Source organism: Ursidibacter sp. B-7004-1 (assembly GCF_053654055.1).
In genome coordinates this window covers 62,067-81,564 of the sequence record NZ_JBSIUP010000010.1, presented here as the reverse complement: position 1 = coordinate 81,564, position 19,498 = coordinate 62,067, and the positions used below count along the sequence as shown (strand labels likewise).

The 19,498-nt window shown below is 39.2% G+C and carries 18 protein-coding genes; 9 read left to right on the top strand and 9 right to left on the bottom strand.

Annotated elements, in window-relative coordinates; translation table 11 throughout:
• From ACWIW0_RS05105 to ACWIW0_RS05095, 3 genes are all read right to left on the bottom strand, one after another.
• Nucleotides 1-474, bottom strand: a 474-nt coding sequence (locus ACWIW0_RS05105) for a histone H1 family protein (protein WP_454452467.1), incomplete at its 3' end; no start/stop codon positions are given.
• 92 nt (nt 475-566) lie between these two features.
• Nucleotides 567-3,461: a ribonuclease E gene (gene rne / locus ACWIW0_RS05100; protein ID WP_454452466.1), complete on the bottom strand. Its 2,895-nt coding sequence runs from the start codon at nt 3,459-3,461 to the stop codon at nt 567-569.
• A 537-nt stretch (nt 3,462-3,998) separates the two neighbouring features.
• A complete protein-coding gene (locus ACWIW0_RS05095; protein WP_454452465.1) occupies nt 3,999-4,937 on the bottom strand; it encodes a mechanosensitive ion channel family protein in 939 nt (312 codons plus the stop codon).
• A 114-nt stretch (nt 4,938-5,051) separates the two neighbouring features.
• Here ACWIW0_RS05095 and rluC point away from each other — a divergent pair, with 114 nt between their 5' ends.
• From rluC to ACWIW0_RS05070, 5 genes are read left to right on the top strand one after another with little or no spacing between them, the layout of a single operon-like run.
• Nucleotides 5,052-6,014, top strand: coding sequence for a 23S rRNA pseudouridine(955/2504/2580) synthase RluC (gene rluC, locus ACWIW0_RS05090; protein WP_454452464.1), 963 nt, complete (start codon nt 5,052-5,054; stop codon nt 6,012-6,014).
• 39 nt (nt 6,015-6,053) lie between these two features.
• Complete coding sequence (locus tag ACWIW0_RS05085; RefSeq protein ID WP_454452463.1) at nt 6,054-6,491, top strand: nucleotidyltransferase substrate binding protein; 438 nt, start codon at nt 6,054-6,056, stop codon at nt 6,489-6,491.
• Complete coding sequence (locus ACWIW0_RS05080) at nt 6,472-6,774, top strand: nucleotidyltransferase family protein (protein WP_454452462.1); 303 nt, start codon at nt 6,472-6,474, stop codon at nt 6,772-6,774. Before ACWIW0_RS05085 ends, ACWIW0_RS05080 begins: the two co-directional genes overlap by 20 nt.
• Nucleotides 6,774-7,619, top strand: a complete 846-nt coding sequence (folP, locus tag ACWIW0_RS05075) for a dihydropteroate synthase (protein ID WP_454452461.1) — start codon at nt 6,774-6,776, stop codon at nt 7,617-7,619. Before ACWIW0_RS05080 ends, folP begins: the two co-directional genes overlap by 1 nt.
• 32 nt (nt 7,620-7,651) lie before the next feature.
• The gene (locus ACWIW0_RS05070) at nt 7,652-7,999 is read left to right on the top strand and encodes an ArsC family reductase (protein ID WP_454452460.1); all 348 of its coding nucleotides are present in this window, start codon (nt 7,652-7,654) and stop codon (nt 7,997-7,999) included.
• A gap of 47 nt (nt 8,000-8,046) precedes the next feature.
• On the opposite strand, the gene ACWIW0_RS05065 is transcribed toward ACWIW0_RS05070, so the two are convergent.
• Nucleotides 8,047-8,355, bottom strand: coding sequence for an XRE family transcriptional regulator (locus tag ACWIW0_RS05065; RefSeq protein WP_454446811.1), 309 nt, complete (start codon nt 8,353-8,355; stop codon nt 8,047-8,049).
• A gap of 4 nt (nt 8,356-8,359) precedes the next feature.
• Nucleotides 8,360-8,710, bottom strand: coding sequence for a type II toxin-antitoxin system RelE/ParE family toxin (locus ACWIW0_RS05060; RefSeq protein ID WP_454452459.1), 351 nt, complete (start codon nt 8,708-8,710; stop codon nt 8,360-8,362).
• Between the two features lie 211 nt (nt 8,711-8,921).
• Between ACWIW0_RS05060 and dapE the strand changes: the two genes are divergently transcribed.
• From dapE to ACWIW0_RS05040, 4 genes are all read left to right on the top strand, one after another.
• The gene (dapE, locus tag ACWIW0_RS05055) at nt 8,922-10,055 is read left to right on the top strand and encodes a succinyl-diaminopimelate desuccinylase (protein WP_454452458.1); all 1,134 of its coding nucleotides are present in this window, start codon (nt 8,922-8,924) and stop codon (nt 10,053-10,055) included.
• Nucleotides 10,056-10,057: 2 nt separating this feature from the next.
• Entirely contained in the window at nt 10,058-11,461 is a 1,404-nt protein-coding gene (locus ACWIW0_RS05050) for a cytochrome c peroxidase (RefSeq protein ID WP_454452457.1), read from the top strand.
• Between the two features lie 68 nt (nt 11,462-11,529).
• The gene (locus ACWIW0_RS05045; protein WP_454452456.1) at nt 11,530-12,213 is read left to right on the top strand and encodes a M15 family metallopeptidase; all 684 of its coding nucleotides are present in this window, start codon (nt 11,530-11,532) and stop codon (nt 12,211-12,213) included.
• Nucleotides 12,210-12,962: a class I SAM-dependent methyltransferase gene (locus ACWIW0_RS05040; RefSeq protein WP_454452455.1), complete on the top strand. Its 753-nt coding sequence runs from the start codon at nt 12,210-12,212 to the stop codon at nt 12,960-12,962. Before ACWIW0_RS05045 ends, ACWIW0_RS05040 begins: the two co-directional genes overlap by 4 nt.
• A gap of 160 nt (nt 12,963-13,122) precedes the next feature.
• Here ACWIW0_RS05040 and ACWIW0_RS05035 read toward each other — a convergent pair whose 3' ends face one another.
• The 4 genes from ACWIW0_RS05035 to dnaG form a co-directional block, all read right to left on the bottom strand.
• Nucleotides 13,123-14,259: an RNA-guided endonuclease InsQ/TnpB family protein gene (locus ACWIW0_RS05035; RefSeq protein ID WP_454452454.1), complete on the bottom strand. Its 1,137-nt coding sequence runs from the start codon at nt 14,257-14,259 to the stop codon at nt 13,123-13,125.
• 296 nt (nt 14,260-14,555) lie between these two features.
• Nucleotides 14,556-15,563, bottom strand: a complete 1,008-nt coding sequence (locus tag ACWIW0_RS05030) for a DUF3298 domain-containing protein (RefSeq protein ID WP_454452453.1) — start codon at nt 15,561-15,563, stop codon at nt 14,556-14,558.
• Nucleotides 15,564-15,656: 93 nt separating this feature from the next.
• Nucleotides 15,657-17,558, bottom strand: coding sequence for an RNA polymerase sigma factor RpoD (gene rpoD, locus ACWIW0_RS05025; RefSeq protein ID WP_454452452.1), 1,902 nt, complete (start codon nt 17,556-17,558; stop codon nt 15,657-15,659).
• 71 nt (nt 17,559-17,629) lie between these two features.
• Entirely contained in the window at nt 17,630-19,375 is a 1,746-nt protein-coding gene (gene dnaG, locus ACWIW0_RS05020) for a DNA primase (RefSeq protein ID WP_454452451.1), read from the bottom strand.
• Nucleotides 19,376-19,498: the final 123 nt, after the last annotated feature.

The following is a 19,498-nucleotide window of genomic DNA, read 5'->3' as shown; positions in this document are numbered from 1 at the left end:
TTTCGCTTCTTCTGCTTTTACTGCCGCTGCATCTTTCATTTCTGCTGCTTTGTCTGCTGCCGCATCTTTAGCTTCAACAACCGCTGCTTTCGCTTCTTCTGCTTTTGCTGCCGCTGCATCTTTCATTTCTGCTGCTTTGTCTGCTGCCGTATCTTTAGCTTCAACAACTGCTGCTTTCGCTTCTTCTACTTTTGCTGCCGCTACATCTTTCATTTCTGCTGCTTTGTCTGCTGCCGCATCTTTAGCTTCAACCATAGCTGCTTTCGCTTCTTCTACTTTTGCTGCCGCTGCATCTTTCATTTCTGCTGCTTTGTCTGCTGCCGCATCTTTAGCTTCAACAACCGCTGTTTTTGCTTGCTCTACTTTAGTTTCTGTTGCCTGTTTAACTTCCGCTGCTTTCTCTTTCGCTTGGTCACAAGCTGCTAAAGTTAAAGTTGAACCTAATACTAATAATGCTAATAATGATTTTTTCATAATCAATTCCTTAAATTGAGGGGTTAAACGATGTATTTAGAGAGCCATTATTGGAAAAAGTTCACAATGGCTCTCTATTTATCATCATTTGATTACTCTTGCACCGAATTTGTTGTTCTTGATGCTGAATAAACGTGACTTACTGCACTGCTATGCCCACCAAATCCTTTTCCGTAGAAATAGTATTTAGAACCTTGCCACTCTGTAATTGGGAATGGTTCAGATTGTTCATCGGAAGATGTGGCAATCGCTGTAGCTGCTTTAGTATGGCTCACTCGGGAAAATGTACCTAATTTACCCTCAAATTGATAATTGCTTTGGTAAATTCCAATCACCTGCTCCGTTTGCTCCACATTCACCACATCAGCATTTGATTGAATCTTCTCGCTTTCACCTAACTCAATATGGCGGCGTTCGTGATTTTCTTTCACAAGATCACGATTTGTCGGTTGAGAAACCACTAAACCAAATGGTTCAATAGTGGTAATCGTTTTCTCTTGTGCTATATTTTCGTTCGCGATCGTCACTTTAGACTGATGATGTTCTTTTACCAAATCACGATCTGTTTCTTGGGTAACAACAGTACCAAAAGGTGTGCTACTTTCAACTACGGATGGAACACTTTGCTCTTGTTGTTGCAACATTTCATCAACAGACAAGAACGCTGGTTTTTCTTCCTGTTTTGCAGTTTCGCAAACTTTTATCCAAATCTTACCGCTTGCAAATTCAGGCGAGGCAACAGCAGAAGTCAATGGCATTGTAGCTTTAACTTCGTCTTTACGTTCACGACGACGCTGGTTACCCACTCGTAAATGACGTGGTAAACGACGCTGACGAGCCTCTCTCCCTTCACTGCGTTCTTCTGTTTCGACTGTTGTAATGACAGGTTCAACATTATCTACTTTTGACTCAACAAATTGCTGAACGCTAGCCACTTTTGTTGCTTTCACATCATTGGTTGGCACTTCTGCTTTTGTAGTTTCAACGTTTGCTGTTTCTTGCGTATTGTCAGCCACAGTTTCAACTCGTACTTTTTTGCGTAAATCACGACGTTGGCGACGTTCAGCCACTTTGATATCACGATCTTTTTCTTGAACAGCAACCACTTCTTCCACAACTTCGCGACGTTTTTTCGACTCCGTTGATTTCACTTCTTCTTGTGGTGCTTTACGCTCTTGTCGCTCATTACGAGCAGGACGCTCACGGCGTTGCTGACGGCGATCTCTTGAATTACGGGTTTTACCTTTTGTTTTCTTCTCTGGCTCTTTCGGTGCTTCACTAAACCAACCTTTAATTGTCGCTAATAAACGGCTAATCAATGATGGTTTTGCTGGCTCTGTTGGCGTTGGAGCAGGTTGAAGATTTAACTCTGTACTTTGTAATACTGACTCCACTGTTAATACAGGTTCATTACGGCTAACTAACGCATCTTCAGAATGATGATGTGTTTCACAGCTATTATCTTCACGTTCTTGATAACGTTTCGCTAAATCATAGCTCAATGTTGGAACAACTTCATTTTCACGCAAACGATACACGCTGAAATGTGGTGTTTGCATACTTTCTGTTGGTACAACAATTACTTGAACGCTATGGCGTTTCTCAATATCACTAATGGCTTTACGTTTTTCGTTCAGTAGGTAAGATGCAATTTCAACTGGAACAATGGTGTGTACCTGTACAGAATTCTCTTTAATCGCTTCTTCTTCCACTAAACGAAGAATAGATAAGGCAATCGATTCATTATCACGGATTTTTCCAGTGCCTTGACAACGTGGACAAACGTGTGATGAAGCTTCACTCAATGATGGGCTTAAACGCTGACGAGACATCTCTAATAAGCCAAAACGAGAAATACGTCCGAATTGAATTCTTGCACGATCTTGACGTGTTGCTTCACGAATACGATTTTCTACTTCACGTTGATGACGAACTGGGGTCATATCAATAAAATCAATGACAATTAAGCCCCCTAAGTCACGCAAACGCAGTTGGCGAGCAATTTCATCGGCAGCTTCCAAATTAGTATTTAATGCTGTTTCTTCAATATCACCGCCACGAGTTGCTCGTGATGAGTTAATATCAATTGCCGTTAAGGCTTCAGTAACATCAATAACAATTGAGCCACCAGAAGGTAAACGCACTTCACGTTGGAAGGCTGATTCAATTTGTGATTCAATTTGATAGTGGCTAAATAGCGGTACTTCACCTTCGTATAGGCGTACACGATTGATAAAATCAGGACGCACTAAACGGATATGATTTTTTGCTTTCTCAAAGACTTTTTTGTTATCAATTAAAATTTCACCAATATCACGACGCAGATAATCACGAATTGCACGCACAATCACATCGCTTTCTTGGTGAATTAAGAATGGTGCAGGACGAGATTCCGCCGCTTTTTTAATCGCTTCCCAATGATGAAGAAGTACTTTTAAGTCCCATTGAAGTTCTTCTGGTGATTTCCCAACTCCTGCAGTGCGAACAATTAAACCCACATCATCAGGAACTGTTAAGCTGTCTAATGCTTCTTTCAGCTCTAAACGTTCATCGCCTTCAATACGGCGAGAAATCCCACCAGCTCTCGGATTGTTTGGCATTAACACCAAGTAACTACCCGCTAATGAGATAAAAGTAGTGAGTGCAGCCCCTTTATTACCACGCTCTTCTTTACCCACTTGGACAATGACTTCTTGCCCTTCTTGGATAATGTCTTTGATATTTGGGCGGCCTTGAAAAACATAACCTTCTGGGAAATATTCGCGTGAAATTTCTTTTAACGGTAAGAAACCGTGACGCTCTGCACCATAATCAACAAAAGCGGCTTCAAGACTAGGCTCTACTCGGGTGATTTTACCTTTGTAAATATTGGCTTTTTTCTGTTCGTGCCCTGGGCTTTCGATATCTAGATCGAATAGACGTTGCCCATCAACAAGAGCAACTCGCAACTCTTCTTTTTGAGTTGCATTGATTAACATTCTTTTCATTGTGTTTTCTCATTATTGTTTTATGTTGTAATACACGCTTGCCTTTGTCGTACTAGGTCGATAGTGGCAATCTCCCGATTGTCTTAATAATGTAATATGAGACAAGCTGTGCTTATGATGATATTTTTTATGTCTTACACTCAAAACTTTTGACTGCATAATCAATCAGTTATGCTTGTTTAATTAAGATAACAAGCGGTGTTTTCAGACTGATGACAAACCCCAATTTGTTGTATCCAATTAACGGACGCCAGCGTGGCGTCCCTACACAACAAAATAAAATATGTTATTTTTCAATTGGTTATAACTTTCCTTGTAGGGACGCCACGCTGGCGTCCGAATGAAAAAAGACTTTGTCAATAATCTGTGTTTTTTCTCTATTTTTTTGTAAAACTACCGTGCAGTCTGCATAGAGAGAAAAACGTGTCATTATGGCATTTTAAGTAGAAAATAGAAAGGTAAAACAGTGGGAATTTTTAACAAATAAAAAGCGGAATTTGTAAAAAATTCCGCTTATCCAACCGCTTTATAGGGGGATTATGATTTTGGCTTACCCAAGGTTAATGTCCCCTCATCAGGAAAATGAAGATCTAATTGATTATATGGAATTGCAATATCGGCTTTATCAAAAGCAATTTTTACCTTTTCAAGTAAATCAAATTGAGTACTTGCATATTGTGAAGTTTGAACCCAAGGGCGTACAAACAATTGCACACTATTTGACGCAAGACTACCAACAGCAATAGTCGGCTCTGGGTGATTAAGTACTCGCTCATCATCAAATAAGACTTGGGCAATAATAGATTTCGCTTTTTCTATATCAGCATCGTAGCTAATATCAAAAATCATATCAATACGGCGAGTTTCATTACGGGAATAGTTAGTAATACTATCTGCAAAAACTTTTCCATTTGGAACGAGTACAGTTTTGTTGTCGCCCGTACGCAATTCAAGTACGAGCAAGCCCATTTGCTCAACTTTTCCACTAGTACCCGCCGCTTCAATAAAATCACCACGTCTAAAAGGTTTAAAGATCAAAATCATTACACCCGCTGCAAAATTCTGTAGTGAATTTTGTAAGGCTAAACCAATTGCTAAACCTGCGGCACCGATTAAGGCAACTAGAGAACTTGTATTAATCCCAAGTTGGGATAAAGCAGCAATAACAACGATAAGTAAAAATAGAAAATAACTAATTGATGAGACAAAACTTTGTAACATTTCATCTCGACTTGATGCAAGTACAATCCTCCCTAATACTCGGCTAAAAATCCTAGCTAAAAATTTCCCGACAATATAAATGACTATCGCCAGTAAAATTTTCGTTCCGTATGGAATAATCCACTGTTCTAAGAGCATTTGGAAATCCATTGAACTCACTTGCTTAATCACTTTTGTCGCTTCCTGTACATTCAAATTCTGTACAACCTCTGCCACGCCACTGCTATTGGCTGTGGTTTCTGTTTTTGTTGTCATTCTTGCTCCTAAAATTTACAACATTAAATAAAATGAAATTCTAGCACAATCCATTTGTCCGCAAAGGGTAAATTTGTGGTAGGATTTATGCAATTTTTTTTATAAGTAATAACAATGACAACAGACAAAATCATTAGTGCCACAGTGCAGTTTTTTACCATTAGTGAAGATGAAGCTGGACAACGTCTGGATAACTTCTTACTGACTAAATTAAAAGGCGTACCGAAAAGTTTAATTTATCGTATTGTGCGTAAAGGCGAAGTGCGTGTGAATAAAGGGCGAATTAAACCTGAATACAAATTACAAGCCGAAGATATTGTGCGTGTTCCACCTGTGCGAGTCGCTGAAAAAAATGAAACACCTATTTCAACCAAATTAAATAAAGTTGCCGAATTAGAACAGCAGATCTTATATGAAGATGAAGTGATGCTTATCATCAACAAACCGTCAGGGATTGCCGTTCACGGTGGAAGTGGTTTAAGTTTTGGGGTGATTGAAGCACTTCGAGCATTACGCCCTGAAGCTCGTTTTTTAGAACTAGTTCATCGTATTGACCGAGATACTTCTGGCATTTTACTTGTAGCAAAAAAACGTTCTGCTTTGCGTAATTTACACGAGCAGCTACGAGAAAAAGTCGTGCAAAAAGATTATCTTGCTCTTGTGCGTGGTCAGTGGCAATCTCACGTTAAAGTGATTAAAGCTCCGTTATTAAAAAATGAGCTTTCTAGTGGTGAGCGGATTGTTCGAGTGAGCGAAGATGGTAAACCGTCTGAAACACGTTTTGTGATTGAAGAACGTTACCCGAGTGCAACACTCGTAAAAGCATCACCTGTAACAGGAAGAACTCATCAAATTCGTGTGCATACCCAATACGCAGGACACCCTATTGCGTTAGATGATAAATATGGCGATCGTGAGTTTGACCAAAAAATGCAAACTATTGGGCTAACTCGCTTATTCCTTCACGCTTATGCGATCCGTTTTGAACACCCTAAAACAGGTGAAGAGATGGTGATTACTGCTCCGTTGGATAAGCAACTAAAATCAGTTCTAGCCAAGTTAAGAAGCGATAAATAAGCGGTGGGATAATAAGAATATTTTGCAAAAGGATAACAAATGACTCTCAATGTTGATCATCTTTTACATACTGCAGATACATTAGAAGCTGCTATTCTTCGGCTAACACAAACGCCAAGTGAAGATACAGTGCTGTACGATCTTTTTCGTAATGCCGCCATAAAAAGTTTTGAATTATCCCTTGAAACAACAGGGAAATTATTGCGTAAAACCTTAAAACTTTATACAGGTAATCCGAAATCGGTTGATCAACTTATTTTTAATGATCTATTCCGTCACGCAGGAAAACACTCATTACTTACTGAAGAAGAAATTGAAAGATGGTTGGCTTACCGAGCCACTCGCAATAACACTGCCCACGATTACGGCGAAGCCTTTGCTGAAAAAACATTGAACATTTTGCCAAGTTATTTAGTCGATCTACGCAATTTAGCACGAAGAATGCAGGATATATTCAATGGAACAACCACTGCATAAGCTAGCATTATCCCCCAAACATCTTGCTCTTTTGCAACATATTTTGCAAGAAAACGTCCCCACTTGTGAAGTTTGGGCTTATGGTAGCAGAGTAAATGATGATGGGCATTCTGGTAGTGATTTAGACTTGGTGCTTCATCACTGTAATACCGAACAATTCTTAACGTTACAAACAGTATTACAAGAAAGTTTGTTGCCTATGTTGATCGATTTACATCGTTGGGAAATGTTGCCTGACTCATTTAAACAGAATATTCAACAACGTTATATTGTGATTCAATAATGAAAATTTCTTACAAAAACCAACAAGGATCTGACCGCTTGTTAGATCTTACTTCCCCAAAGATTATGGGGATTTTGAATTTTACCCCTGACTCATTTTCCGATTCGGGCAGATTTTTTACACTGGATAAAGCCCTTTACCAAGTTGAAAAGATGCTAAATGATGGGGCTGATATTATTGATATTGGTGGAGAGTCCACTCGCCCTAATGCCCCTATTGTGGATTTAGCTGACGAGTTAGAACGTGTTGTTCCCGTTGTAGAAGCAGTTCGCCAACGTTTTGATTGCTTAATCTCAGTCGATAGCTCTAAAGCAGAAGTTTTCCACCAAGCCGCAAAAGTTGGGGCAGATATTCTGAATGATATTCGTGCTTTACAAGAACCTAATGCACTAGAAACCGCCGCACAATTAGGTTTACCTGTTTGTCTAATGCATATGCAAGGTACGCCACAAAATATGCAACAAAATCCCGAATATGATGATGTTGTTGAAGAAGTTGCCGACTTTCTCAACCAACGTATTTTTGCTTGCTTAACCGCAGGTATTCCCCAAAATCATATTATTTTAGATGTCGGTTTTGGCTTTGGTAAAACGGTACAGCATAATTATCAACTGCTCAAACATCTCAATGCTTTTGTACAATCTGGTTACCCTGTATTAGCTGGATTATCTCGCAAATCAATGATTGGCAATGTGCTGAACAAACCTGTTGAACAACGCACTGTCGGCAGTGTAGCTGGTGCATTATTAGCAGTACAAAACGGTGCAAAAATTGTCCGCGTTCACGATGTTGCCGAAACTGCCGATGCATTGAAAATTTGGACGGCGATGGTGGACGCAAATTAACCTTACATTAGTAAAATCAACAAGGATTAAAAATGACAAAAGTCTATGGTATTAAAAACTGCGATACAGTGAAAAAAACGATTAAATGGTTGGTAGATAATGGCTTATCGCCACAGTTACACGATTATCGAGTAGATGGCTTAGATGCAAATTGGTTGGCACAAATGGCAGATAAATTTGGTTGGGAAAATTTAGTCAATAAACGCAGTACAACTTGGCGTGGGCTAGATGATGATATTAAAAATAATTTAAGTAAAGAACTAGCTTTAAAAGTGCTGAATGAACAACCAACTCTAATTAAACGCCCGATTGTTTTAGCCGATAATGTTGCCTTAATTGGTTTTAACGAAACTGAATATAAACAGGCTTTTGGTAAGTAATATCCGAGAAAGAGCTGCTTGTGTAGCTCTTTCATTTAAGTGAGGCGTTACAATTCCGTCAGATTGCGAATTTTCACACTGGTATCATTAAAGTGTGCAATAACATCTAATGTTCCGCCCATTGCTTCAATATGGCTACGCAAAGTTGAAAGATACATATCAGTTCGTTTTTCTAAACGAGCAATTGCAGGTTGCTTTACATTTAAGCGTTCTGCCATTTCTTTTTGTGATAATCCTCTCGCTTGGCGTAGCTCTTGCAATAGCATTGTTTCAAGCATTTCTTCTGCTTGCTCAAATGCTTGTCGCTGTGCATCTTTTGGCATTGATTCTCTTAATGTTGAAAATTTTTTAGCCATAAATTTAGCTCTCCTTCTCTATTTGTTGAAGATGTTTTTCATATAAACGCTCCGCAATAGGGACATTAGTTTTATACCAGCGTTTTTTACTCGCTTTATTTCCTGCAATTAACAAAATAGCGTTTCGTCTTGGATCAAAAGTATATAATATCCGATAAGGCTTACCTTTATGCTGAATTCTTAACTCTCTCAAACGATATTTAGAACCAATAATTTGGCTACTATAGGGGTATTTCAGATTTACCCCCAATCGTTCTAACAAAGTTACTGAGGCAGTTACGGCTATTTGCTCTTCAGTATTAAGAGTATCCCACCATAACTCAAACTCATCAGTATATTCAACTTCACAATTCATATATTACACCTATGGAATAATAATCCTATAAAATAAAATTTCAAGAAATCATTACTCCAGCATAAATGAAATCATTCATTTAGCACATATTGAGCATTTTTATTATCGATCTCGATCGAAAAATAATATATCCACATCATTAACTTATTTTTCCTAAAACCGCTCGCTATGTTAAACTCTATTCATTGACCTTATGATTTCGATAGAGAATATGAAAAACCAAATTATTAACTTAGCTCAAGCACTAATTCAACGTCCATCTATTAGCCCTGATGATCAAGGTTGCCAGCAACTCATTGCAGAACGTTTGCAAGCTGTCGGATTTAAATTGGAATGGCTGCCTTTTGGCGACACTTTAAATTTATGGGCAACTCACGGTGAAGGGCAATGTTTTGCTTTTGCTGGTCATACTGATGTCGTTCCTGTTGGTGATGAGAAACAGTGGCTCTACCCACCTTTTGAGGGGCGTATTGTCGATAATATGCTTTATGGGCGTGGTGCAGCAGATATGAAAGGCTCACTGGCGGCAATGGTTGTTGCAGCAGAAACTTTTGTAAGAAATAATCCGAACCATAAAGGCAAAGTCGCATTACTAATTACATCTGATGAAGAAACATCGGCTAAAGACGGTACAGTAAAAGTGGTGGAAACTCTAGTGCAACGCCAAGAGCCTATCCATTACTGCGTTGTTGGCGAGCCATCAAGTAGCAAGCAATTAGGTGATGTGATTAAAAACGGTCGTAGAGGGTCTATCACTGCGGATCTCTATATTGAAGGTATTCAAGGACACGTTGCATATCCCCATCTTGCAGAAAATCCTGTGCATAAAGCCTTACCATTCTTGGCTGAATTAACCAGCTATCAATGGGATCAAGGTAACGAATTCTTCCCACCAACCAGTTTACAGATTGCCAATATAAAAGCAGGAACAGGGAGCAATAACGTTATCCCCGGTGAGTTGTTCGTGCAGTTTAACTTACGCTATTGTACTGAAGTAAACGATGACTTGATTAAGCAAAAAGTAACAGAAATGCTTGAAAGATATGGCTTAAAATATCGTATTAGTTGGCATTTATCAGGCAAGCCTTTTTTAACTGCTAAAGGAAAACTTGTAGATACAGCAGTGAAAGTATTGCAAAAAATGACTCAAATCACACCGCGTCTTGATACGGGTGGCGGTACTTCTGATGCTCGTTTTATCGCACCAATGGGTGCTGAAGTCATTGAATTTGGTCCATTAAACGCCACCATTCATAAAGTGAATGAATGCGTTGATATAGACGATTTAGCAACTTGTGGTGAAGTTTATTATGCAATTCTTGAAGATGTTTTAGTTCAAAGCTAATAATGAAAAATCGACTTATTGTAATAATATTGCTAGGGATAGCCACATTCTTATCACTGGTAGGCTATGCCTACCTTTTCGACAAACGTCAAGCAGAGAAGCTACTATCTCAAATGACTCAGCTTTCCCCAACAGAGAAGAAAGTTGCTAAAGTTTTTTTTGATAATAGCTGCCAGTACTGTCATCTTCCTTCTGCTGAATTACCTATTTATACCCAACTTCCTTTTATTAAGGAATCAATGGAACAGGGGATTTTATCCGCTAACCGTTTTTTTCGTTTAGATCACGTATTAAATGGTATGCAAGATCCAACTCAATTATCTGAAGCTGATTTAGCCAAACTGGAATATACAATTAAACATAATACAATGCCTGTACCAACCTTTGTTCATCTTCATTGGTGGGCAAAGTTAAATCCTACCGAACAAAAAGTCTTACTCGATTGGATTTACCAACAACGTAGAGAACTTTTTATTCCACAGAATACCGAAGGAGTTGATATCACACGTTCTATTCAGCCTATTCCTGATAAACTTAAAACTAACCCCGCTCAAGTGAAATTAGGTGATTTACTTTATCACGATGGGCGTTTATCAGGGGACGGAACAATTCAATGTCACACTTGCCACCAATTAGCTAAAGGCGGTGTTGATGGTCTGCCTTTTTCTATTGGTATTGATAATCAGGAAGGAAGTATCAATGCTCCAACCGTTTATAATTCTGCCTTTAATTTTGTTCAATTTTGGGATGGAAGATCTGCAACACTTGCCGACCAAGCAGGAGCCCCTCCACTGAACCCTGTTGAAATGGGCTCAAAAAATTGGGAAGAAATTTTGGCTAAATTTGAGAAAGATGAAGCTTTTATGAAAGAGTTCCTTTCCGTTTACCCTGCTTTTAATCGTGATACATTAACCCACGCAATAGCCGAGTTTGAGAAGACTTTAATCACACCAAACAGTGCCTTTGATAAGTATTTAAAAGGAGATGAGAATGCCTTAACAGAAGTCCAAAAGCGTGGCTATGCTCATTTTAAATCAGCAAAATGTGATACTTGCCATACTGGGATCGCAATGGGCGGACGCTCCTATGAGTATATGGGGCTTTATAGAGACTATTTTAAAGATCGTGGTACAGAAATAACTGAAGCAGATGAAGGGCGATTTGTCCAAACACAAGACCCTTATGATATGCACCGTTTTAAAGTACCTACATTACGCAATATTGAGCTAACTGCACCTTATATGCATGATGGAACTATTACGGATCTAAAAGATGCTGTGAGAATAATGGCAGTTTATCAAAGTGGTAAACAGCTTACTGACACAGAATTAAATGAAATCGTCGAATTTCTCAAATCACTTACTGGTGAATACCAAGGGAAAAAATTAAGCCTCGAAAACAAATAGCCTTTTATTTTCCTAATCGACTAAAACTCGGTAGAATAACAAATACCGAGTTTTTTATTAAATTAGCAATGAATAGTCATAACCTACCTCATTTACTCACAGGAAAAACAAGAGAACATCTTATTCCCTTGGTAAATGAATTATCCCCAAACCATTACTTGCAAGCAGATGTTGCTACTGCCTTTATACGATTACAGCAAGCAGCAAAAAACGTAGGGTTTAATTTGCAACCTGCTAGTACCTTTCGTGATTTTGAACGACAACAACAAATTTGGAATGCAAAATTTAATGGCGAGCGTAAAGTCCACGATGATGATGGTAATGCGATTGATCTAAGTTCACTCAATGATTGGCAAAAATGTCAGGCTATTTTACGTTGGTCGGCAATTCCTGGGGCAAGTCGTCATCATTGGGGAACAGAAATTGATATTTTCGACCCTGATTTATTACCACAAGGGCAAAAATTGCAGCTAGAGCCTTGGGAATATCAAACAGGGGGATATTTTCAACGCTTGGCTAATTGGCTCTTTGCTAATGCAGAGCAATTTGGTTTTTATTTTCCGTTTATGGATAGAGAAGATAAGAAAATCGGGCTAGAGCCTTGGCATATCAGCTACTTTCCGCTTGCTGACCACTATGAGCGGTTAGTTTCGCCACAAATTTTGCAACAAGCGTGGCAAAATGAAAATGTTGCAGGAAAAGATTGCTTGAACGCCCATATTGATGAACTCTTTGAACATTTTATTTTATGATCCAACTAATTAACGAAAGCGATTATCACAGCAAATTTCAGTCTATTTGCGACAAATGGCAGCTTGTTCACGATAAAAATGCTATCTTAGCCTTGGTACTCACCAATGAGCGTTTAGAACTACGCAAATTAGATGAGCCTAAATTAGGTGCGATTGCAGTCAATTTTGTTGATGGCACTCTCGCACACCGCCGAAAATTTGGGGGCGGGCGTGGTGAAGCCGTTGCTAAAGCCGTTGGTATTAAAGGCGATTATCTACCAACAGTCATTGATGCAACTGCAGGGCTAGGGCGAGATGCCTTTGTGTTAGCCTGTGTTGGTTGCCAAGTAACTTTAGTGGAGCGTAACCCGATTGTGTGTGCTTTACTTGAAGATGGATTAGAACGAGCCTACCTTGACGCTGAGATTGGGCAATTTATGCAGCAACGAATGAAACTTTCTACTGCTCGCTCTATTTGTGAGCTAAATCCTACCCTAGATTACGCAGATGTGGTTTATCTTGATCCAATGTATCCCCATAAGCAAAAAAGTGCATTAGTTAAAAAAGAGATGCGGGTTTTCCAACATTTAGTGGGGGCAGATTTAGATTCCGATAATTTTTTCTCTCCAGCGAAACAATTAGCTCGTAAACGTGTTGTCGTTAAACGACCAGACTATGCCCCCTTCCTTTCCGAGCAGAAACCTGATTTTAGCCAAGAAACGAAGAATCATCGTTTTGATGTTTATTTGTCGCATCTCGCTAATCATTAAATTTGACATCCTCCCCACCCTAAAGGATAGAGATTCCTACTAGCTCCCACGCTTTGCGTGGGTTACTCTCGGTGGGTTCTTGTTGCTGACCGCTAGTGCGGTTCACTTCACAAGCTCTACGGACACGTCCTGCCCTGATATTATTATCTGCCTTGATATTTTACGCTTGGACGATTGCTCGCCCTCGCACCAATACGTTTAACGCACCGACTACATCGGCGTTTTCCCTGTAGCCACATTCTACGCACTCAAAATCGGCTTGTGTTTGGCGATTTTCCTTTGAGGTCATACCGCAACAAGGGCAAATTCGACTGGTATTTTGCGGCGGAACAGCCACTAAAAAACCGCCTTGCCATTGCGTTTTGTAGTCCAACTGACGGCGGAACTCGAACCAAGATTGATCTAATATCGCTCGGTTCAAGCCTGATTTGGCTGCCACATTTTTGCCGTGTGCTTCCGCCGTACCTTTGGCTGATTTGGACATATTCGACACCTGCAAATCTTCAACGTAGATCATTGCGTGGTTTTTGCTGATTTTGCTTGAAGTTTGGTGCAAGAAGTCTTTGCGACAGTTAGCAATTTTGTGATGCAGTTTGGCGATTTTTACCTTTAATTTCTGCCAATTTTGGCTAAATTTAACTTTGTTTTTAAGTTGGCGTTGAAGTTTTGCCAGTTTGCCTTTGTAGGTTTTAAAAGCGTTTAACGGTTTAAAAAACTCACCGTTTGAAAGTGTCGCAAAACGTGCAATGCCCATATCTATGCCGATTTCTCCGCCTTTGTGGGTTGGGATTTCGTATTCAAATTCGGTTTGAATACTGGCAAAAAAGCGACCGCACTTTTGGCTAACAGTAACATTTTTGATTTCGCCTACCACATCACGGCTATTGCGATAGCGAACCCAGCCGATTTTTGGGAGATACAAGCGGTTATTTTGTTGTTCAAGTTTACAACCTTGCGGAAAACGAAAGCTCTCTTTCAAGCCTTTTTTCTTGAATTTAGGGAAATCTGCTCGTTTTTGAAAGAAGTTTTTAAACGCACTTTCTAAGTCTTTCAAAGACTGTTGAAGCACTTGAGAGTGGCAATCCTTTAACCAAACAAACTCTTTTTTCCATTCTGGAAGCAGATTAGCGATTTTGGTGTAGCTGAATTTGAAAGTATTGTTTTGCTCATACTGCTCATTTTGCCAAGCCAACGCCCGATTGAACACAAAACGAGAACAACCACAGAACCGTTTAATTCTGCGGATTTGCTCGCCATTTGGCATTATCTCGAACTTAAAGGCTTTGCGTAGTTGCATTGACAAGGTTTAGAATGGAATTTTTACCACATTCTACACTTGGTCTATGAAAAAAGAAACTGAAATTAGACACGGCAGACATTGTGTTTTTAATTAGACACACCATTCAATTATTCGCCAATACATTGAGCAACAGCAAACACCCGATTAGTTGGATTTGAAACGGCTATGCCGTTTGTGCCTTACATCTCCGCCCTGAAGGACGGAGCTTTTCGGCACGGGGTTTGATAAAAAGCAAGCGGTTGGATTTGTAAATTTCTTTGCAAATCCAACCGCTTGTAATACTTATAGCCTAACTACATTTCGTTTGGGTTCAAACCATAGCCATCTTTTTCTGTACGTTGGTAAGGGCTGTTGATCAGTTTATTCGCTGAATACCAATCTAGCAGAATTTTGACTTCTCCTTCTGCAAAAGGCCCTAAATGGTAAGGTGCATACACAAAATAGATACCCTCTGGTGCAAAATAGAAGTTTTCTGAAATCTCAATATCTTCTTTTTTAGCGTAGCCATCATATTGTCCTTGCTCATTCAAGCGATCATTACGATAGTTTTGCCATAACAGCTCTTTAACTTGAGCTTGATTTTTCGGTGAGATTAAATCATCAATTTGAATAACGGCTTTTGTATTGGCATCAACATTGATGTAACGAGTGGAATACATTCCGTGAGCTCCGCCCATATAAGTATGTTGAACCATTGTAAATGTAGCAATATGGTTACGTTGCCCAAGATAACTACTTTCAAGGCTATAACTTAAGCCAATCGGTTTATCCTCTTTCGCCTCTGCAACTAACTCGCTGTAATCTTTTTCTAAGCGTTCTTTGATGATTTCTTGCGTAAGCTCTGTGGGTACAGTTTCATTTTCTGCCTGTACATATTTAAACGCTTCTTTTAAAAGGAGCTGATCTAACCAATCAACTTTTGTTGTAGGCAAAGATGCAAAAACACTAACGCCTGTTTCTTCACGATAGTATTCATCTGCTGGATCTTTCGGGTGCTTAACGCTTTCAGATTTATTAAAGATCGGATTAATTTCTACTTGTAATGCAGGAAACCCATCTAATTTTTTATCTAATTCAGTTTTAGCCGTAAAATATTCACCTTTCAGTGTTTCATATTCACTTTTAAGTTTATTTAATTCTTCTGTTGTCGCAGTTAAATCTGTTTGTGATTTTTTGAAGTCTGTTTCTAGCTGAACAATTTTCTTCTCCGCTTCAAATACTTTTTGTGGAAGATTCGTATCTTCACAGGCGGTTAGTATTAACACCGAAGAAATAAGCATAGCGATTAATGACTTTTTCATAATGTTCTCCTTAATGAAATATAAGCGGTTACTTTCCGAAATTATTTTGCAAAAGATAAAAAAATCCCTTGCCAATAGAGCAAGGGAAAATAATTAATCGTCTAAGAAACTGCGTAATGTTTCTGAACGGCTTGGGTGTCTCAGTTTGCGTAATGCTTTCGCTTCAATCTGACGAATACGCTCACGAGTTACATCAAACTGTTTACCCACTTCTTCAAGAGTATGGTCGGTATTCATATCAATACCAAAACGCATACGCAGAACTTTCGCCTCACGCGGTGTTAGACCTTCTAGCACTTCATTAGTTGCAATACGCAAGCTCTCAGCTGTTGCGGAATCTAATGGTAATTCTAACGTGCTATCTTCGATAAAATCACCTAAATGTGAATCGTCATCATCACCGACAGGTGTTTCCATTGAGATCGGCTCTTTAGCAATTTTTAATACCTTACGAATCTTATCTTCAGGCATTCCCATTTTTTCTGCCAACTCTTCTGGCGTGGCTTCACGCCCCATTTCTTGTAAGCATTGACGAGAAATTCGGTTCAGTTTATTGATGGTTTCAATCATATGCACTGGAATACGGATTGTGCGTGCTTGGTCTGCAATTGAACGTGTAATTGCTTGACGAATCCACCAAGTTGCATAAGTTGAGAATTTATAACCACGGCGATATTCAAATTTATCGACCGCTTTCATTAAGCCAATATTCCCTTCTTGGATTAAATCAAGGAACTGTAAGCCTCGATTGGTGTATTTCTTGGCAATAGAAATTACTAAACGTAAGTTTGCTTCCACCATCTCTTTTTTCGCTTTACGGGCTTTCAATTCGCCTTCAGAAATACGACCACCAATTTCACGAATTTGAGTAATCGTTAGCCCTGAACGCTCTTCTAATTTTTGTAGATTAACAATGTTAATGCGGATCTGTTCTGCATAATCGGCAAGTTTTGGAACTGCCCCTTTTTTCGCATTGATTGCTTTTTCAATCCACTCATCTGATGTTTCATTGCCTTGGAATGCTTTTAAGAAATCAGCTTTCTTCATTTGAGCATATTCAACCGCATAACGTTGAATTTGACGCTCTTCTGCACGCACTTGTTTCATCATTTTTTGCATAAATTCAACTAATAAGTCGAACTGTTTCGGCACTAAACGGAATTCTCTAAAAATATCAGATAATGCTTGAATTTGATCTCGTGAGCGTTTGCTTGAACGTCCATATTTTTGGATCGCTTGTAGTGCTTTCTCGTGTTGTTCACGCAACGCATTGAATTTTTCGCGTGCTAACTCTGGGTCAATGCTATTATCATCGCCAGAATCAGACCCACCATCACTTTCATCTTCTTCATTCTCATCATCAACATCAGCAACAGCTTCTGAGTTTTCTTCATCATCTAAATCGACATCAATCTCTTCTAACACAACGCTTTCTTCTGCATTTGGATCAACAAATGCGGTAACCAAATCAGATAAACGCATTGTGCCAGATTCTACTTCAACATAGCGTCCAATAAATTCACTTAATGCTTCAGGATATTCTGCAACAGCACATTGCACTGCATTGATACCGTCTTCAATACGTTTAGCAATATCAATCTCACCTTCACGAGTTAGCAGTTCAACGGTTCCCATTTCACGCATATACATACGTACAGGATCGGTTGTACGTCCTAATTCTGATTCCACAGTAGAAAGCACTTTTGTGGCTTCTTCTACGACATCTTCATCAGGTATACCACCTGCTAGCATTAAATCATCTGCATCAGGCGCTCGTTCTAGTACTTTGATCCCCATATCGTTGATCATTTGGATAATGTCTTCGATTTGATCGGCATCGACAAGTTCTTCAGGAAGATGGTCGTGAACTTCTGATAACGTTAAATAGCCTTGCTCACGCCCTTGAGCGATAAGCAGTTCTAACTGAGATTGTTGTTCTTCTAATTGAGACTGTTGTTCCATAGTTGTATCCGTTTTTGCGTTTTGCGAGAACAAAATAGTGGTGGATTATACCACCCTTTGCCCTTGATATGTAGATTTGTAAAAAATTCCCTGTAAGTAACCGCTTAATTTTTCATAGAAAGTAAAGCAATAAGAGCCTGTTTTTCTTCTAATGTTAAGGAAAATTGGCGATCTTTAGCTTGTAATCGTTCAATTTCCTGCGTCACAAATTTTTTATAAAAAAATCTTAATGTTTCTTTAAATGTAGCTTCAACATTATCGGGGGTAACTAAATGATCCCAATTTGCCAGTATTTCAAGGGAGCGATAATGTTCACTTTCGCGTAAATATTCAAGTAATCCCCCCATTGTAATCCCTGTATGCTGTCGGCAAATATTTACTAATTCTAAAAAGAGTGGTGTACCTTTCTCATTTAGTTGTTCGAGTAAACTAATTTCTTCAGTAACAAAATTCACTAAATATGGGTTTTGTAATAATAAACCAATTAACAACCGCATCGGTGTTCGTTCAATTTTAGGCATTTTAGGAGTAGTAGCTGTACTTGCTTGTTGTGGTAAAAGTGCTTCAATCTGAGCAGGATCTAAAATGCCTAATTTTTGTCCTAAAATACCACGCAAATAGAGTTGCAACATTTGCCCAGGAATACGCTTAATCAGAGGGATAGCAAGTGATGCAAGTTTAGATTTGCCTTCTTTGCTTGAAAGATCCACTTCTGCTAATAGCGAATCAAATAGAAAATCGCTTAATGTTTGTGCTTGTTGTAAATAGGTTTCAAACCCTTCTTTCCCTTGCTGACGAACAAAAGTATCGGGGTCTTCCCCATCAGGTAAGAAAATAAATTTTAACTGGCGACCATCGTGTAAATAAGGTAAGGCATTTTCTAATGCTCTCCACGCCGCATCTCGACCAGCTCTATCACCGTCATAGCAACAAATCACTTGCTCTGTACAACGGAACATCTGTTGAATTTGCTCACCTGTGGTCGCTGTACCTAAAGATGCTACTGCATTATTGATTCCATATTGAGCTAGTGCAACGACATCCATATAGCCTTCTACCACAAATAGAAAATCAGGATTCTCATTGTGTTGCAAGGCTTGGTATAAACCGTAGAGTTCGTTACCCTTGTGGTAAGTTGCAGATTCAGGCGAGTTTAGATATTTCGGCTTTTCATCGCTCATCACTCGCCCGCCAAATGCAACCACTCGCCCACGTCTATCTCTAATTGGGAACATCACTCTGTTACGAAAACGATCGTAAACATTTCCACGATCATTTTTAGAGAGCATTCCTGTATCTAATAATTTCTGGACTTCATCTTGATTTGTCCCAAATTTACGTAGGACAGAATCCATAGCATTAGGTGCAAATCCAATTTCAAAACGTTGAATAATTTCGCTAGATAAGCCGCGATAGTCTAAATATGCTTGACTGGCTTGGTCTTGGTTTAGCTGTTGTTGGTAAAATTGGGCGACCGCATTGAGTAATTCGTATAGATTACGTCTGGTTTGTAAACTCGCTTGTGGCTTTCCGTCTCGATTTAAGACATTCTCTCGTGGAACTTCTAGCCCGTGTAATGCAGCAAGTTCTTCTATCGCTTCAAGGAATTCAAGTTTGTCATATTCCATTAAAAAGCCGATCACATTACCGTGAACGCCACAGCCAAAGCAGTGATAAAACTGTTTTGATTGACTAACGGTAAATGATGGGGATTTTTCGTGATGAAACGGACAGCAGGCTTGATAATCACGCCCAGCCTTTTTCAACTTCACACGACTGTTGATAAGCTCAACAATATCGGTTCGAGCAATAAGATCATCAATAAATGAACGTGGAATTGTGCCTTTCATTGAATATCCTTGCGAGAGAATAATAAGCGGTCAGATTTTATAAAAATTTTGCAAAATATAAACGCTTATAAAATGGGATCTTTATAAATGCCGAAACCGTGATTCCAACTGGTTTCACGGTTT

Excerpts from the sequence above, each read along its gene's own strand:
- rne (WP_454452466.1), bottom strand. The coding sequence starts at position 3,461 with ATGAAAAGAATGTTAATCAATGCAACTCAAAAAGAAGAGTTGCGAGTT.
- ACWIW0_RS05095 (WP_454452465.1), bottom strand. The coding sequence starts at position 4,937 with ATGACAACAAAAACAGAAACCACAGCCAATAGCAGTGGCGTGGCAGAG.
- rluC (WP_454452464.1), top strand. The coding sequence starts at position 5,052 with ATGACAACAGACAAAATCATTAGTGCCACAGTGCAGTTTTTTACCATT.
- ACWIW0_RS05085 (WP_454452463.1), top strand. The coding sequence starts at position 6,054 with ATGACTCTCAATGTTGATCATCTTTTACATACTGCAGATACATTAGAA.
- ACWIW0_RS05080 (WP_454452462.1), top strand. The coding sequence starts at position 6,472 with ATGGAACAACCACTGCATAAGCTAGCATTATCCCCCAAACATCTTGCT.
- folP (WP_454452461.1), top strand. The coding sequence starts at position 6,774 with ATGAAAATTTCTTACAAAAACCAACAAGGATCTGACCGCTTGTTAGAT.
- ACWIW0_RS05070 (WP_454452460.1), top strand. The coding sequence starts at position 7,652 with ATGACAAAAGTCTATGGTATTAAAAACTGCGATACAGTGAAAAAAACG.
- ACWIW0_RS05065 (WP_454446811.1), bottom strand. The coding sequence starts at position 8,355 with ATGGCTAAAAAATTTTCAACATTAAGAGAATCAATGCCAAAAGATGCA.
- ACWIW0_RS05060 (WP_454452459.1), bottom strand. The coding sequence starts at position 8,710 with ATGAATTGTGAAGTTGAATATACTGATGAGTTTGAGTTATGGTGGGAT.
- dapE (WP_454452458.1), top strand. The coding sequence starts at position 8,922 with ATGAAAAACCAAATTATTAACTTAGCTCAAGCACTAATTCAACGTCCA.
- ACWIW0_RS05050 (WP_454452457.1), top strand. The coding sequence starts at position 10,058 with ATGAAAAATCGACTTATTGTAATAATATTGCTAGGGATAGCCACATTC.
- ACWIW0_RS05045 (WP_454452456.1), top strand. The coding sequence starts at position 11,530 with ATGAATAGTCATAACCTACCTCATTTACTCACAGGAAAAACAAGAGAA.
- ACWIW0_RS05040 (WP_454452455.1), top strand. The coding sequence starts at position 12,210 with ATGATCCAACTAATTAACGAAAGCGATTATCACAGCAAATTTCAGTCT.
- ACWIW0_RS05035 (WP_454452454.1), bottom strand. The coding sequence starts at position 14,259 with ATGCAACTACGCAAAGCCTTTAAGTTCGAGATAATGCCAAATGGCGAG.
- ACWIW0_RS05030 (WP_454452453.1), bottom strand. The coding sequence starts at position 15,563 with ATGAAAAAGTCATTAATCGCTATGCTTATTTCTTCGGTGTTAATACTA.
- dnaG (WP_454452451.1), bottom strand. The coding sequence starts at position 19,375 with ATGAAAGGCACAATTCCACGTTCATTTATTGATGATCTTATTGCTCGA.